The sequence below is a fragment of the Ruegeria sp. K5 genome (assembly GCF_056531805.1).
Window position 1 is genome coordinate 1,332,251 of the sequence record NZ_JBQFML010000001.1, and the last position, 15,613, is coordinate 1,347,863.

The 15,613-nt window shown below is 60.3% G+C and carries 12 protein-coding genes; 5 read left to right on the plus strand and 7 right to left on the minus strand.

The window, feature by feature from the left end; all coding sequences use genetic code 11:
• The first annotated feature begins 59 nt into the window (after positions 1-59).
• Both moaA and ACR0MO_RS06620 read left to right on the plus strand, forming a co-directional pair.
• Positions 60-1,067: a GTP 3',8-cyclase MoaA gene (gene moaA, locus ACR0MO_RS06615; RefSeq protein WP_480890259.1), complete on the plus strand. Its 1,008-nt coding sequence runs from the start codon at positions 60-62 to the stop codon at positions 1,065-1,067.
• A 1-nt stretch (position 1,068) separates the two neighbouring features.
• On the plus strand, positions 1,069-2,361 hold the full coding sequence (locus ACR0MO_RS06620; protein ID WP_170451981.1) for a 3-deoxy-D-manno-octulosonic acid transferase: 1,293 nt from the start codon (positions 1,069-1,071) through the stop codon (positions 2,359-2,361).
• Positions 2,362-2,430: 69 nt separating this feature from the next.
• Here ACR0MO_RS06620 and ACR0MO_RS06625 read toward each other — a convergent pair whose 3' ends face one another.
• The 5 genes from ACR0MO_RS06625 to ACR0MO_RS06645 are packed head-to-tail and all read right to left on the minus strand — an operon-like array spanning position 2,431 to position 8,969.
• Positions 2,431-3,594: a M20 aminoacylase family protein gene (locus ACR0MO_RS06625; RefSeq protein WP_170523502.1), complete on the minus strand. Its 1,164-nt coding sequence runs from the start codon at positions 3,592-3,594 to the stop codon at positions 2,431-2,433.
• A gap of 17 nt (positions 3,595-3,611) precedes the next feature.
• Positions 3,612-4,775, minus strand: a complete 1,164-nt coding sequence (locus tag ACR0MO_RS06630; protein ID WP_170523499.1) for a M20 aminoacylase family protein — start codon at positions 4,773-4,775, stop codon at positions 3,612-3,614.
• Between the two features lie 14 nt (positions 4,776-4,789).
• On the minus strand, positions 4,790-5,956 hold the full coding sequence (locus ACR0MO_RS06635) for a M20 aminoacylase family protein (RefSeq protein WP_170523496.1): 1,167 nt from the start codon (positions 5,954-5,956) through the stop codon (positions 4,790-4,792).
• A 20-nt stretch (positions 5,957-5,976) separates the two neighbouring features.
• A complete protein-coding gene (gene argE, locus ACR0MO_RS06640; RefSeq protein ID WP_480890262.1) occupies positions 5,977-7,143 on the minus strand; it encodes an acetylornithine deacetylase in 1,167 nt (388 codons plus the stop codon).
• A gap of 5 nt (positions 7,144-7,148) precedes the next feature.
• A complete protein-coding gene (locus ACR0MO_RS06645; protein ID WP_170451991.1) occupies positions 7,149-8,969 on the minus strand; it encodes an ABC transporter ATP-binding protein in 1,821 nt (606 codons plus the stop codon).
• Positions 8,970-9,254: 285 nt separating this feature from the next.
• Here ACR0MO_RS06645 and ACR0MO_RS06650 point away from each other — a divergent pair, with 285 nt between their 5' ends.
• From ACR0MO_RS06650 to ACR0MO_RS06660, 3 genes are all read left to right on the plus strand, one after another.
• A complete protein-coding gene (locus ACR0MO_RS06650; RefSeq protein WP_480890265.1) occupies positions 9,255-10,961 on the plus strand; it encodes a peptide ABC transporter substrate-binding protein in 1,707 nt (568 codons plus the stop codon).
• 94 nt (positions 10,962-11,055) lie between these two features.
• Positions 11,056-12,063, plus strand: coding sequence for an ABC transporter permease (locus ACR0MO_RS06655; RefSeq protein WP_170451995.1), 1,008 nt, complete (start codon positions 11,056-11,058; stop codon positions 12,061-12,063).
• Entirely contained in the window at positions 12,056-13,036 is a 981-nt protein-coding gene (locus tag ACR0MO_RS06660) for an ABC transporter permease (RefSeq protein ID WP_170451997.1), read from the plus strand. Before ACR0MO_RS06655 ends, ACR0MO_RS06660 begins: the two co-directional genes overlap by 8 nt.
• Before the next feature lie 6 nt (positions 13,037-13,042).
• Here the strand turns inward: ACR0MO_RS06660 and ACR0MO_RS06665 are convergent, their stop codons facing one another.
• Positions 13,043-14,179 (minus strand): MFS transporter, encoded by a 1,137-nt coding sequence (locus ACR0MO_RS06665; protein ID WP_170451999.1) that lies wholly within the window; start codon positions 14,177-14,179, stop codon positions 13,043-13,045.
• 67 nt (positions 14,180-14,246) lie between these two features.
• Positions 14,247-15,524, minus strand: a complete 1,278-nt coding sequence (locus ACR0MO_RS06670; RefSeq protein ID WP_480890269.1) for a DUF3422 family protein — start codon at positions 15,522-15,524, stop codon at positions 14,247-14,249.
• Positions 15,525-15,613: the final 89 nt, after the last annotated feature.

Here is a 15,613-nt window from a genome sequence, read left to right on the forward strand (position 1 = left end):
TCCAGCCCAAAGCGCAGTTCGCTCTTGTCGTGGACCGGTTCCACATCTACCTATAGCGCATGACTGCTCCGCTGATTGATCCCTTCGCCCGTGCCATCACCTATCTGCGCGTCTCGGTAACCGACCGATGCGATTTTCGCTGCGTGTACTGCATGTCCGAAAACATGACCTTTCTGCCCAAGAAAGACCTTCTGACGCTGGAAGAGCTGGACCGGATGTGTTCCACCTTTGTGAAGATGGGCGTCGAAAAGCTGCGTATCACCGGCGGCGAACCCCTTGTGCGCCGCAATATCATGACGTTTTTCAATGCCATGACCCGGCATCTGGACAGCGGTGCGTTGAAAGAGCTGACGCTGACCACAAACGGCTCACAGCTTCACCGCTTTGCCGACGATCTCTATGCGGCGGGTGTACGGCGGGTGAATGTCTCGCTTGATACGCTGGATGATGACAAATTCGCCAAAGTCACCCGATGGGGGCGTCTGAAACAGGTGCTGAACGGCATCGACGCGGCGCAAAAGGCCGGGTTGCGGGTCAAGATCAACGCGGTGGCCCTGAAAGGCTTCAACGAGCCGGAACTGCCCCGCATCACCGAATGGTGCGCAGAGCGTGACATGGACCTGACCTGGATCGAGGTCATGCCAATGGGCGACATCGGCAACGAGGATCGGCTGGATCAGTACTGGTCGCTGAAAGACGTGCGCAAGGAATACGAAAACCACTATGCCGTCACCGATCTGGCCGAGCGCACCGGCGGCCCGGCGCGCTATGTGCGGCTAGAGGAAACAGGCCAAAAGATCGGCTTCATCACGCCCCTGTCACATAATTTCTGCGAAAGCTGCAACCGCGTGCGCCTGACCTGCACGGGTGAGCTGTATATGTGCCTCGGACAAGAGGATATGGCCGATCTGCGCGCCCCGCTGCGCGACCACCCCGGCAGCGAAGCACAGCTTGAAGACGCGATCCGCGCCGCCATCACCCTAAAGCCCAAGGGGCATGATTTCGACTATTCCCGTCAGGCCGTCGATGGCCAGATGAGCCGCCACATGAGCCACACGGGCGGCTGACATGCCCGGCCACCCAACGCTGCTGTACCGGCTGTATTGCGGCCTGACGACGATTGCGGCACCTCTGGTCTGGCGCGCGGTGCGCCGAAAACTGCAGGCTGCTGACGTCCCCCCACAGCGTCAACAGGAACGGCTCGGCCACGCCAGCCTGACCCGCCCACAAGGCCGCCTGATCTGGTTTCACGCGGCCAGCGTCGGTGAAAGCCTGTCGGTTCTGAGCCTGATCAAGAAGCTGGGCGAACGTCTGCCCGATGCCGAGTTCCTGATAACCTCGGGCACCCCGACCTCTGCCGCTCTGATCGAAAAGCGCCTGCCGGCCCGCGCGCGCCACCAATACCCGCCGCTGGACACAGCCGGCCCGGTTAAACGCTTCCTGGACCATTGGACACCCGACGCCGGGATCTTTGTCGAAAGCGAAATATGGCCGCGCCTGATCGTCGAAAGCGCACGGCGGGGCGTGCCGCTGGCCCTGCTCAACGCGCGCCTGTCCGAGAAGTCCGTCAAAGGCTGGAAAAAGCGCCCCAAAACGGCGGGCTTCCTTCTGGATAAATTCCGGCTGTTTCTGACCCAGAACGAAAAGACGGCCAACAACCTGATTGCCATGGGCGCGCAAGCCGACCGGGTGAAACCCGGCACCAACCTCAAGGCCATGTCCGACCCGCTGCCCGTGGACAGCGCAACCTTGAACGAGATACGCGCGCAAATTGCAGATCGCCCCGTCTGGATCGCCAGTTCCACTCATGACGGCGAAGAGGAAACGGTACTTGCGGCGCACAAGGCTTTGCTGGAACGCTGGCCGAACCTTCTGCTGCTGCTGATCCCCCGTCACCCCGAGCGCCGAGGCGACGTTGCCACCCTTCTGCGTCAATCCAACCTACCCGCCGCCTTCCGCGCCGCTGGCGAGCCGATCACCGCCCAAACCCAAGTCTACGTCGCCGACACGCTCGGCGAAACCGGAACTTGGTACGCTATTGGCCCTATAGTCTTTCTTGGCGGATCACTCAAAGAGATCGGGGGCCACAACCCCTTCGAACCCGCCCAGGCCGGGGCCGCAGTCATCACCGGACCGCGCTACTTCAACTTCGCCGAAACTTTCGCCCCACTGGTCGAGGCCAAAGGCGCAATCGAGGTCCAGACCGCCAAAGACCTGTCCGATGCCGTCGAAACCTGGCTGGCAGATGACACCGCCCTGACCCGCGCGCGCGCGGCAGCCCAAACCTGCGTCTTTACCCAAAAGGACGCGCTGGATGCAGTCGTTGAAACGCTCTGCACCCATCTGACCCTCGCCCAATAGGCGCAGGATCCCTCTTCATCTGGCTAAAAATATCTCGGGGGTGTGGGGGCAGAGCCCCCACCCTTTCAATCAGGCCGCCGGCATCCGCTGCTCGACAATCTCAGCCCACCAGCTGCACCCGGCGGGAATGGCCTCGTCGTTAAAATTATATTCCGGGTGGTGCACCATGGCCGTGTCGCCATTGCCAACCAGAATATACGCCCCCGGACGTTCTTCGAGCATGAACGCGAAATCCTCGCCGCCCATCACCAAAGGCGCATCCTCGCAATCGCCGGACACAGACCGGGCCACGTCTGCGGCAAACGCGGTCTGCTCATCGCTGTTTACCATGACCGGGTAGCCGCGGATATAGGTCACGTCCGCGGTGCCGCCGAACGTCGCCGCCACGCCATTGCAAATCTCATTGATCCGCTTTTCGGCCAGATCGCGCATCTCCTTGCTCATCGTGCGCACAGTGCCTTTGATCTGTACCGTTTGCGGGATCACGTTAAACGCCTTGGATGACGTCTCGAACGAGGTCACCGACACCACCACCTGATCAATCGGGTCCGCATTGCGCGATGCAATGGTCTGCAATGCCAGCACCGCCTGCGCCGTCATGACAGTCGTATCCACCGTCTCCTGCGGTTTCGCCGCATGGCCGCCGCGCCCTTCAAAGGTGATGTCGAACTGATCGGTCGCCGCAAAGAACGAGCCCGGTCGAATCGAGAAACTGCCAACCGGCTTACCGGGCCAGTTGTGCATCCCGTAGACCTCCTGAATGTTCCAGCGATCCATCATACCGTCTTCGCACATCTCGCGCCCACCGCCGCCGCCTTCTTCGGCAGGCTGGAAGATTACGACAACGGTGCCGTCGAAGCTCCGCGTTTCCGAAAGGTACTTCGCAGCCCCCAGCAACATCGCCGTATGGCCGTCATGCCCGCAGGCATGCATCGCCCCCGGCGTTTTCGAGGCATAGTCCAGCCCCGTCGCCTCATGGATCGGCAGCGCGTCCATGTCGGCGCGTAGACCGATGACCTTGCCGTTGCTGTCGGACTTGCCCTTGATCACGCCGACAACGCCAGTGCGGCCGATACCGGTGACGACCTCGTCGCAACCGAACTCCTTGAGTTTCTCGGCCACTACTGCGCTGGTGCGATGCGTTTCGAACAAAATCTCGGGGTTCTCATGCAGATCGCGTCGCCATTCGGTGATTTCGTTCTGCAATTCGGCAAAGCGGTTCTTAACTGGCATTCTTTCTCTCTCCTACTTCAAGCCGCCGGCATTCGGCGCTCGACCATTTCGGCAAACCACGAGCATCCGATTGGGATGATCTCGTCGTTGAAATTATATTCGGGGTGGTGCAGCCCAGCGCTGTCGCCGTTGCCCAGAATGATGAAGGCGCCGGGGCGTTCTTCCAGCATGAAGGAAAAATCCTCGCCCCCCATCACCATAGGTGCCTCACCGCAGCTTCCACCAACAGCAATCGCAGCCTCTTCGGCATAGACGGTTTGTTCTTCGGCGTTGATCGTGACCGGAACGCCTTTGTTGTAGGTCACGGTCGCTGTGCCGCCCATCGTGGCGGCGACGCCGGTCGCAACTTCGCTCAGCCGCTTTTCGATCATCTCGCGCATTTCGTTGGAATGCGTGCGTACCGTGCCCCGAACGCGAGCCGATTGCGGGATCACGTTGAACGCTTTCGATGACGTCTCGACCGAGGTCACAGACAGCACTCCCTGCTGGATCGGATCGGCATTGCGCGACACAACCGTTTGCAGGGCCACGATTAGCTGAGACAGCATCACCGTGGTGTCCACCGTTTCCTGCGGTTTGGCCGCATGCCCGCCATGACCTTCCAAATGGATGTCGAACTCGTCCGCCGCCGCCAGCAATGGCCCCGAGCGGATGGCGAATTGGCCCGTAGCCAGACCCGGCACGTTATGCATGGCATAGACTTCCTGAATGCCAAACCGGTCCATCAAACCGTCCTGACACATGGCCTCGGCCCCGTTGCCGCCCTCTTCCGCGGGCTGAAAGATCACAACTGCCGTACCATCGAAGTTGCGCGTCTCGGCCAGGTATTTTGCAGCGCCCAGAACCATCGCCGTATGACCATCATGGCCGCAGGCATGCATCGCGTCGGCGGTTTTCGAGGCATAATCCAGCCCGGTCTGTTCTTGCATGGGCAGCGCATCCATATCCGCCCGCAACCCAATCGCACGGCCCTGTGTATCTGTCTTGCCCCGGATGATCCCGACCACGCCGGTACGGCCGATGCCTGTGACAACCTCATCACAGCCGAACTCTTTCAGCTTTTCGGCCACCAGGGCGCTGGTGCGGTGGGTGTCGTACAGGATCTCGGGGTGTTCGTGAATGTCGCGCCGCCAGCCGGTAATCTCATCGTGCAGTTCTGCAAGGCGGTTTCTGATCGGCATGTCATTCTCCCTTATCAGGCGATGGGCAATCGTCGTTCCACAATCTCGGCAAACCAGCTGCAGCCGGCGGGAATCGCGTCGTCATCGAAATTGTATTCCGGGTGGTGGCACATGGCCGTGTCCCCGTTTCCAACAAAGATGTAGGCTCCGGGCCGTTCTTCAAGCATGTAGGCGAAATCTTCCGATGGCATGATGGGATCGGTGCTGTCATTCACCTTACCCGCAACGGCTGCGGCGGCTTCGGCGGCATAGGTGGTTTCCGCCTCGGAATTCACAGTCACCGGATAGCCGGGGTTCCACGTCACCTGCGCGGATGCGTCAAAGGCCGAGGCCGTATCCTCGGCAATCCGGCGCACGCGGTCTTCGGCAATGGTACGGTATTCCGGATCCAGCGTTCTGACGGTGCCTTTCAGCCGGACGGTATGCGCAATCACGTTCGACGCGGAACTGTCTGTTTCAAAAGTGCCGACGGTCAGAACAACCGATTTGATCGGGTCCACCGTGCGCGAAACAACCGATTGCAAAGACACAACAATATGTGACGCAACCAGCGTCGTATCCACCGCGTCATGAGGGGCCGCTGCATGGCCGCCCTTGCCGGTCACAACGATCTCGAACTCATCCGATGACGCCAGCAAAGCGCCGGGCCGGATGGCAAACTCGCCCACCGGAAGGCCGGGCATGTTGTGCATCCCGTAGACCTCGTGAATGCCCCAGCGGTCCATCAGCCCGTCCTGACACATGGCCAAGCCCCCGGCCCCGCCTTCCTCGGCCGGTTGAAAGATCAGCACCACGGTGCCATCGAAATTCCGCGTCTCGGCCAGATATTGCGCAGCCCCCAGCAGCATCGAGGTATGCCCGTCATGGCCGCAGGCGTGCATCTTGCCGGAAACGGTCGAGGCATAGTCCAGCCCCGTCGCCTCTTCGATCGGCAGGGCGTCCATATCGGCGCGCAGCCCGATCACGCGACCCTTGGTATCTGTACGGCCCTTGATCACTGCCACGACGCCGGTTTTGCCTATACCGGGCGTGATTTCATCGACGCCGAATTCCTTCAACCGTTCAACAACAAAAGCCGCGGTTTCGTGGACGTCATACATGAGTTCGGGATGCGCATGCAGGTGACGACGCCATTTGGTGATTTCACCATGCATCTCGGCAAGTCTGTTTTTTACCGGCATGTCGTGCCTCCTTTGGCGGGTTAGCCCGTCAGCTTTTCCAGCAACCGTTTCATGAATGCGCGGCCCGCTTCGAACTGCGCGACCGAGATAAACTCGTTCGGCTGATGCGCCTGCGCGATGTCGCCGGGGCCGCAGATGACGGCGGAATAGCCTGCCTCCTGAAACTGGCCCGCCTCGGTGCCATAGCTGACCACGTGGCTGGCATTATCGCCGGTCAGGGCGCGGACCAGGGCCTCGGCCTCCCCATCCTCTTCCGGCGCCAGACCGGGAATCGAGAAGTTCTCGGACAGGTCGATCCGTGCCTCGGGGTGCACCGCCTGCATCCGCGCCTCGACCTCGCGCACCTGCTGAAAATACGCGTCGCGCCAATCGGCTTTTCGTTCGTCCGGGACAATGCGGAAGTCCATCATGAACCGGCAATCCTTGGCGGTAATGTTATGCGCCGTACCGCCTTCGATCATGCCCACATGCAGGGTCGACCATGGTGGGTTGAACACCGCAGCGGTATCGCTGGGCCTTGCCGCCTGATTACGTGCATTCTGATCATTTGCCCAATCGATCAGCGGCGCCGCCTGCATGATCGCATTGACACCGGTGTGCATGATCGAGCTGTGGACCTCGAACCCCACCATATGCGTGTCATAGCCAAAGCTGCCCTTGTGCCCTGTGACCGCCTGCATTGTCGAAGGCTCACCCACAATCACGGCAGAGCCTTTGGGCAGAACACCCTGCATCGCCTTGATCATGGGCGGCGCGCCGGTGCAGCCGATCTCTTCGTCGAAACTCAGCGCCAGTTGCAGCGGGCGTTGGAGGTTTGCGTAATGGCCTTCGACCAAGGCCCAGATGGCCAGCGCATCAAACCCCTTCATATCGCAGGTGCCACGCCCGAAATATTTGCCGTCTTTTTCGACAACGGTGAAGGGATCAGTGTCCCACGGTTGCCCGTCCACCGGCACCACATCCGTGTGGCCGGACAGGACTACCGCGCCTTCTTCCCACGGGCCGACATGGGCAAATACCGCCGCCTTGTGCGGCTGGTCCGGGTCGGGCCAGCGATGCGGTTCAATCCCATGTTCCCGCAGATAGCTTTCGACCCAATCAACCAGCGGCAGGTTGGTGTCACGGCTTACGGTCGGGAACCAGATCAGCTTGGTCATGATCTCAAGCGGCGTCAGGCGCTGTGCCATGGAATTTAGTACCCGCTATCCGTCGTCAGGATGAAATGGCCCGGTTCGACCTCATGATAGACCGAGGGTTCAGGCGTGTAGTCGATTGGATGAATTGGCGACGGGATCGGTTTGAAATTCAGGTCTTTTTCCGATTTCCGCTGGTTCGGATCGGCAATCGGAACCGCCTTCATCAGCGCCTGTGTATAGGGGTGCTGAGGGTTCTCGAACACCCGCGCGCGCGGCCCAAGCTCGACGATCCGGCCCAGATACATAACGCCGACATGGTGGCTGACCCGCTCGACCACGGCCATGTCGTGGCTGATGAACAGGTATGACAGGCTGAGTTCGGATTGCAGTTCCATCATCAGGTTCAGAACCTGCGCCTGCACCGACACGTCCAGCGCCGAGACCGCCTCATCCGCGATGATCAGCTTGGGGTTCAGGGCCAGTGCGCGGGCAATCGCGATCCGCTGACGCTGACCGCCCGACATCTCGTGCGGGAAGCGGCGCATGAAGCTGCGCGGCAGTTGTACCTTGTCGAACAATTGCGCCACGCGGTCCTGTAGTTCCGACCCGGTCGCGACGCCATAGTTGCGCATCGGTTCGGCCACCTGATCAACCAGTTGCATCTGCGGGTTCAGCGAGGCGAACGGGTCCTGAAAGATCATCTGCATGTCCAGCCGCGCCTTGCGCAGGCCGCCGGGATCCAGCTTCATGATATCGACGCCATCCAGATCGATCTCGCCCGCCATTGGCTCGACCAGACGCAGGATCGACCGCCCGGCCGAGGACTTACCACAGCCTGATTCGCCCACAAGGCTTAGCGTTTGACCGCGATTCAACGTAAAGGACACATCCTCGACCGCGTGAACGTTCGAAATCGTGCGGCGCAGCAACCCGCCTTTGACGGGGAAGCGTGTAGTCAGGTTTTTGACCGTCAGCAAAACCTCTTCGGTGCCGGGAATCGGGGCGATGGTCTGGCCTTCTACCCCCAGCAATTTCATCGGCTCGGGCGCGGATTTCCCCTGCATTTCCCCGAGCTTGGGCACCGCAGCCAACAGCGCCTTGGTGTAATCATGCTGCGGGTTTTCGAAGATTTCCTTGACGGTGCCTTCCTCGACCTTGTTGCCACGGAACATAACCACCACGCGGTCGGCCATCTGTGCCACCACAGCCATGTCATGGGTGATAAACATCACCGCCGTGCCGGTTTCCCGCTTCAACCGGTCCATCAGGGCCAGAATCTCGGCCTGAATGGTCACATCCAGCGCCGTGGTCGGCTCGTCCGCGATCAAAAGCCGGGGCTCGCACGCCATTGCCATCGCAATCACAACGCGCTGCCGCATTCCGCCGGACAGTTCATGCGGATATTGCTTCAAACGGCGTTCCGGCTCGGGAATCCTCACCTGACGCAGCAGTTCAAGGGCGCGTTCTTCGGCCTGAGTCTTGGACATATTCTTGTGGATGCGCAGACCTTCGGTCAGTTGTCGGCCCACGGTGAAAACCGGATTCAGGGCTGTCATCGGCTCCTGAAAGATCATTCCGATCTCGTTGCCGCGAATCTGTTTCATCAGATCCTGATCGGCTTTGGACAGGTCCATTTCGTCCCCGTCGCGGCGATCAAACAGCAATTCTCCGCCCGCGATTTCGCCGCCGCCAAACTCGACCAGCCGCATCAAAGACAGCGAGGAAACGGACTTGCCGGACCCGGATTCGCCAACGATACAAACGGTTTCGCCGGGCTTCACCTCGAACGAGACATCCTCGACGCCCACCACGGGGCCATCCTTGGTTTGGAACTCGACCCGAAGTTTTTTTATCTGGGCAATAGGTTGGTCCAGCACGTGCGCACTCCCCTTGGCAGGCTGATTTGTTCGAATGCCCGACGCTAAGGCGCTGAGGCGGGAAAAGTCAAACCCGTCGCAATTTTTCCCGACGGCAACCCTTGCTTTTTTCCAAAGTTCTGTTTCGATACCTCGCGTAACCGTGTTGGGGAGAATACGGCATCACAAAAATGCGAACTGATTTTGCGATATGAAATCAGCGTCTTACCCCCATTGCGGCAACGCCTAATCCGCAGGCCTTGCGGAGAAAATCGAGACACGCAAGTGTCCAACATGGAGTGTATGATGAAAATCAAAGCCCTTTTGCTTGGTGCGATCGCAAGCACGGCGATGGCCCCAATGGCCTTTGCCGAGCGCGGCTCGGACGGCAATGTAAGCATCATCTATTGGCAAGCACCCTCGATCCTGAACCCGTTCCTGTCGGGCGGTACCAAGGATGTGGAATCAGCTTCGCTGGTGATCGAACCGCTGGCGCGCTACGACCAGGACGGCAACATGGTGCCCTTCCTGGCATCGGAAATTCCGACCGTCGAAAATGGTGGTGTCAGCGAGGATCTGACCTCGATCACATGGAAGATCGCAGCGGGAATCACCTGGTCGGACGGCACTCCGTTCACTTCGGCAGACGTGAAATTCACTGCTGACTACTGCATGCACCCGGAAGGCGGTTGTGCTCAGGTCACCAAGTTCGAGGGCGTCACCTCGGTCGAAGCGGTGGATGATCTGACCGTCAAAGTCACTTTCGACAAACCGACCCCCTTCCCTTACGGCCCGTTCGTGGGCGGTGAAAGCCCGATCATTCAGGCCGCTCAGTTCGCAGACTGCCTGGGTGCGAAGGCCCCGGAATGCACCGACCAGAACTTTAACCCGATCGGAACCGGCCCGTTTGTCGTCACCGAGTTCAAGCCGAACGACGTGATCACATTCGCAGCCAATGACAACTATCGTGACCCGGCGAAACCGGCCTTCGCGACCGTGACCTTCAAGGGCGGCGGCGATGCAACGGCTGCCGGTCGTGCGGTCATGGAAACCGGCGAGTTCGATTACGCCTGGAACCTGCAGCTTGCGCCCGAAGTGATCGCGCAGATGCAAGAAGGCGGCAAGGGCACCCCGGTCGCAGGCTTTGGCCCGCTGGTCGAGCGTATCATGCTGAACCAGACCAACCCGTCACCCGACCTGCCCGAAGGTGAGCGTTCGACGGCTGCGCATCCGCACCCGTTCCTGCAGGACCCGGCCGTCTACAAGGCGCTGTCCATGGCAATCGACCGGCCGCTGCTGGTTGAGATCGGCTACGGTCAGGCGGGTAAAGTGACCTGTAACTGGGTTCCGGCCCCCGCTGCGTTCAATTCGACCTCGATGAGCTGCGACACGCAGGACATTGAAGGCGCGAAGAAGCTGCTGGATGATGCCGGTATCGTGGACAGCGACGGCGATGGCGTTCGTGAAAAAGACGGCGTTCCGCTGAAAATCGTCTATCAGACCTCGACCAACGCCGTCCGTCAGGACTTCCAGGCGCTGATCAAGGAATGGTGGAGCCAGATCGGTGTTGAAACCGAACTGCGCAACATCAACGCATCGGTCTTCTTCGGTGGTGATCCGGGTTCGCCCGACACGTTCCAGAAGTTCTACGCCGACGTTGAAATGTACGCCAACACCTTCAACGGCACCGACCCGCAGTCCTATCTGGGCAACGGCCTGTGCGACAAAGCTCCGCGTCCGGACACGCAGTGGCAGGGTGAGAACATCAGCCGCTTCTGCAACGAAGAGTTCGACAAGCTGCATGGTCAGCTGGCCGAAACCGCCGGTCTGGAGGCTCGTGCCGAGATCGCGAAGCAGCTGAACGATATCATGGTTCAGAACGGCGGCATGATCCCGCTGGTGCACCGTGGTCGTCTGTCGGCGCACGCAAACACGCTGGGTGGTGTTGTCCTGAACGTTTGGGACAGCGAGCTGTGGAACATTGCGGACTGGTACCGCAAGACCGGTTCCTAAGCGTTAATCTTGCAAAGCCGCGCCCCGACCCGTATCGGGGCGCGGTCATTTGCACACCATCCCAACAAGAAGACGCATATAAAGGCGCCTCTTAATGCTCAACTTTACCATCAGACGACTGGTTCTGGCCGTTCCCACGCTGCTGTTCATCAGCCTCGTCATCTTCCTGCTCCTCGAACTCGCACCCGGCGACCCGATGGCACAGGTTCCGCTCACCGTTCCCCCCGAAGTCAAAGAGAAGATGCGCGAGGCGCTTGGCCTGGGCCAGCCGATGCATATCCGGTTCTGGAAATGGATCGTGCAGTTCTTCTGGATCGAACCACAGGTTCTGATCGACCACATGTTCGGCACCACCTTTTCCGAAGGTGACCTGCGTGTGATTTCGTGGCAGACCCGCTCGCCCGTCATGGACATCGTCGTTCAGCGCATCCCGCAGACCCTGTGGGTTGTTGGCACCGCCTATGTCGTCGCCATCCTGATCGCCCTGCCCATCGGCATCTATTCCGCTTATCGCCAGTATTCCTGGTTCGACCAGATGGGCACCTTCGTGTCGATGGTCGGCTTCTCGGTCCCACCCTTCTTCTCGGGTGTGCTGGTGATTGTGATCTTCTCGGTCCAACTGGGCTGGTTCCCGTCGATCTATGACACCACCCACGCGGTCAACAGTTGGGACAGCTTTGTCGTTCAGCTGAAACAGATGATCATGCCCGTCATGGTTCTGGCGCTGCAGATCACGGCACAGCTATCACGCTTCATGCGCGCCTCGATGCTGGACAACCTCAATCAGGACTACGTCCGCACCGCCCGCGCCAAAGGCCTAAGCGAATACACGGTCGTCATGGTGCATGTCCTGCGCAACTCGATGATCCCCGTGGTCACCGTGATCGCGCTGGGTATCCCGGCCATCTTCGGCGGCGCCATCATCACCGAGCAGGTGTTCAAGGTGAACGGCATCGGCCAGTTGCTGATCGGAGCCATTCAGGCCAACGACCTGCCGATGGTGCAAACCCTGACCTTCATCTTTGCCGTGCTGATCGTGCTGTTCAACCTGATCGCCGACGTGCTGTACGGCATTCTGGACCCGAGGATTCGCTATGACTGATCATGATCGTACCGATACGCTGGTCCCGGATGAAGGCATTGCACCCGCGTCTACCGCCCTGCCAACTGCAGGCGTGATGGACGACCTGACCACCCCGCCGCGCAGTCAGTGGCGCGACGTGTGGGATCAGTTCAAGACCCACAAGGGCGCGATGATCGGGGCGATGCTGTTCATTTTCATCGTCGCTGCCGTCTACCTTGGCCCCTATGTCTGGACCATCGATCCGACGCAGATCGACATCCGGGCGCGCAATCAAGGGCCAAGCTGGGCGCACCCGTTTGGCACTGACCAACTGGGCCGAGATATTCTGGCGCGGATGATGTCCGGCGGGCAAACCTCGGTCTCGGTGGGTATCACCGCGATGTTGCTGGCGCTGTTCCTGGGCTCGTTCATCGGCGTGGTCGCCGGGTTCTTCAAACGGCTCGACGGACCGCTGATGCGCCTGACCGATCTGTTCCTGGCCCTGCCCCTGCTGCCCCTGCTGCTGGTCATGATGCTGCTGTTCCGCGAGCCCTTGTCGGCGGCCTTCGGGCTGGAGCGTGGGATCTTCATCCTGATCGTCTGCGCCATCGGCATCACCTCATGGATGCCCACCGCACGGATCGTGCGGGGCGACGTGTTGGCGATCAAGGAACGTGAATTCGTTCTGGCCGCGCGTTCTATAGGCACCAGCAACACGCAGATCATCACGCGGCATATCCTGCCCAATGTGCTGTCCCCGATCATGGTGTCGGCCACTTTGGGCATTGCAACCGCGATCATCACCGAAAGCGCGTTGTCCTTCCTTGGGCTGGGCTTCCCGCCCGACTTCCCGACCTGGGGCCGCCTGCTGTTTGATGGTGTCGATTACCTGCAGCAATACCCCGAACGTGTGTTCTGGCCCGGCCTTGCGATCTCGCTCACCGTGCTCAGCGTCAACTACCTGGGCGACGGCCTGCGCGACGCGCTGGATCCGCGTATTCGCGGGCGTTAAGCGAACTCAGTCGGCGCGCCTTAGCGCGCCGGCACACACCACGATCAGAACGGCAAGCGGCAGCAATACGGCAAACGCCATCCGCAGCGTCAGCAACTCGGCCAGAAACCCGATCAGCGGCGGCCCGATCAACAGCCCCCCATAACCAAGCGTAGCAACACTGGCGATGGCCTGCCCCGGCGGTATCTGCGGATCATTGGCCGCCCGGCTGAACGCCAATGGCATGATCACCGCATAGCCCACACCCATCAAAGTAAAGCCCACCAGCGCCAAAGGCGCTGCCCCTGCCGAGACCACGCAGAACACACCCACCGCCGCAAAGACGCCACCGCCGCGCGCCGCCGCAACCGGCCCGACCCGCGCAATTAGGAAGCCTCCGGCCAGCCTGCACACCACCATCGCGACCGAGAAGACCGCATAGCCCAACGCCGCAACGCTCTCAGCCGCTCCGGTGACATCGCGCAGGAACAAGGCGCTCCAATCGGCGACTGCGCCTTCGCCCAATGCGCCGCAAAGCGCCGTGAAGCCAACAAGGATCAACACGCCGGACGGGAAGGCAAAAACCGCGCCATGCGATTGCTCCGCCCGGCGAGACGTCCACTGTACCCAGGACAGCGCCAGGGCCAAAGCCACGACAACAGCCCCAGCGACAAGAAAGTGCTGCAACACACTCATCTGCAACTGAACTGCGGCATATCCGCTTATGGCCCCCAGCCCTGCCCCAAGGCTCCACATCGCGTGGAATGAGGACATGAGCGGTTTGTCATAGGCCTGCTCGACCTCAGCCGCCCAGGCATTCATGGCCACGTCCATCGACCCGTGGAAGGCCCCAAACAGAAACAGAAAGGCGGCCAACATGGTGAAACTGTCCGCCATCGCCAACAGGATCAGGGACCCGGTATAAAGGACGGCTATGATCCGAGTGATCGCGACCGCCCCGAACCGGTCGGTCAGCCGCCCGGTGATGGGAAAGGAACACACCGCCCCCGCCGCCATGAACAGCAGACCATAGCCCAAGTCTTCGTGGCTGAGTTGCAGATGGTCACGGACGGCAGGAATACGGGACGCCCAAATGCCAAACAGGGCACCGTTCAGAATGAACATCGCGGTCACAGCCCGCCATGCCGACACAACACTGATCATTTGAACGCTCCGATTGGCTTTCTGCCCGGCCACTACTACAAAGCCTAAGGGCTCGCGCAAGCGTCGTTCACTCCAACCGCTTGCGAATCCGGCGCACCGCGAACCACACTGCCAGAATGACAGGCAAGGTTATCAGCGCGGTCATTGTGCCCTTGCTCAACCCCGCGGACGTCAGCGGGTACAACAGGTAACTGACCAGCGAGACCGCATAATAGCTGATCGCAACAACCGACAGCCCCTCGACCGTGTGCTGCAAACGCAAGGCCAGATCAGCGCGGCGATCCATGCTTTCCAGCAATGCCTGATTCTGCGCGCTGCGCTCTACATCCACCCGTGTTCGCAGCAGATCGCCCGCCCGGATTGCCCTGTCCGACAAGGTCTGCAGCCGCTTTTCGGTGGATTTTACGGTTCGAATGGCCGGATCGTATCGGCGCATCATGAAGTCCGCAAAGCTCTGCCCACCCTGAAACCGTTCTTCCCGCAGCACCTCGATCCGCTGGTTTACGATGGCTTCATAGGCACCGGTGGCCCCAAAGCGAAAGGCACAGCGGGCCGACAATGTCTCCAACTCGGTTGAAGTTGTCAGAAGATCGGGCAGCAGATCGTCGGGATGTTTGCCGCCGTCGGTCATCTCGACCATCAGCTCGGACAACCGTTTGTCCAACTCACCAATGCGCGGCATCAGGGTTTTAACCCGCGCAAAGCCAAGCATCGACATGGCCTTGTAGGTCTCGATTTCGCACAGGCGCTGGATGACCCGCCCGGTGCGCCTGTTGCCGGTTCCGTCCGAGACAAACAGGGCAAAGCGCATATGCCCGGCCGGATCGATGCGAAAATCACTGGCGCAGATGGCCGCGCCATCCAGAACACCGGCAACGGCCAGACTCTCGGGTTCGAACCAATCCAGCAGATGGGCCCTGATCTGCGCGTCGTCCGGGCGCGATACAACGCGCATCAGAATTGAGGTCACCCTTTGGCCCGGGCTGGACATCAGCCAATCAGGCGGAAAGACCTCAAAATCGGCGGGATTGAACGCCCGGTCGCTCACGTTTGGCGTAATGGCCGTGTAGGTGACAAACTCGGTGTGCTGTTCCCATTTCAACCAATGGCGACCGATCTGGCCCGCGTAATGCGTTGCTGCGGGCTGCGGATGCGGTGCCCCGTGACGATCCAGAAGATCCGTTAAATGAGCGATATCGTCGCTCTTGTCCCGACCGGCTGCATCAACCGGCATTTTGATCGCAAGGAAGGCAACCGTGCAGGGCACCTGAGCAACCGGAAAGGGCCGCGCATGCAGCTCATTGGCCAGCGCATAGCGCAATGGGTGGTCCTGAATGGGTGTCATAGATCGCTCCGTACCGTGCCACGGACTATATGCGATCCAGCAAATACATCAATTCTCTTTTTATTTCATATACTTACATGAATGCAACG

Bases quoted from the DNA above. Each gene is read 5' to 3' on its own strand.
- moaA (WP_480890259.1), top strand. From the start codon at position 60: ATGACTGCTCCGCTGATTGATCCCTTCGCCCGTGCCATCACCTATCTG.
- ACR0MO_RS06620 (WP_170451981.1), top strand. From the start codon at position 1,069: ATGCCCGGCCACCCAACGCTGCTGTACCGGCTGTATTGCGGCCTGACG.
- ACR0MO_RS06660 (WP_170451997.1), top strand. From the start codon at position 12,056: ATGACTGATCATGATCGTACCGATACGCTGGTCCCGGATGAAGGCATT.
- argE (WP_480890262.1), bottom strand. From the start codon at position 7,143: ATGGCACAGCGCCTGACGCCGCTTGAGATCATGACCAAGCTGATCTGG.
- ACR0MO_RS06670 (WP_480890269.1), bottom strand. From the start codon at position 15,524: ATGACACCCATTCAGGACCACCCATTGCGCTATGCGCTGGCCAATGAG.
- ACR0MO_RS06630 (WP_170523499.1), bottom strand. From the start codon at position 4,775: ATGCCGATCAGAAACCGCCTTGCAGAACTGCACGATGAGATTACCGGC.
- ACR0MO_RS06650 (WP_480890265.1), top strand. From the start codon at position 9,255: ATGAAAATCAAAGCCCTTTTGCTTGGTGCGATCGCAAGCACGGCGATG.
- ACR0MO_RS06635 (WP_170523496.1), bottom strand. From the start codon at position 5,956: ATGCCGGTAAAAAACAGACTTGCCGAGATGCATGGTGAAATCACCAAA.
- ACR0MO_RS06625 (WP_170523502.1), bottom strand. From the start codon at position 3,594: ATGCCAGTTAAGAACCGCTTTGCCGAATTGCAGAACGAAATCACCGAA.
- ACR0MO_RS06665 (WP_170451999.1), bottom strand. From the start codon at position 14,179: ATGATCAGTGTTGTGTCGGCATGGCGGGCTGTGACCGCGATGTTCATT.
- ACR0MO_RS06655 (WP_170451995.1), top strand. From the start codon at position 11,056: ATGCTCAACTTTACCATCAGACGACTGGTTCTGGCCGTTCCCACGCTG.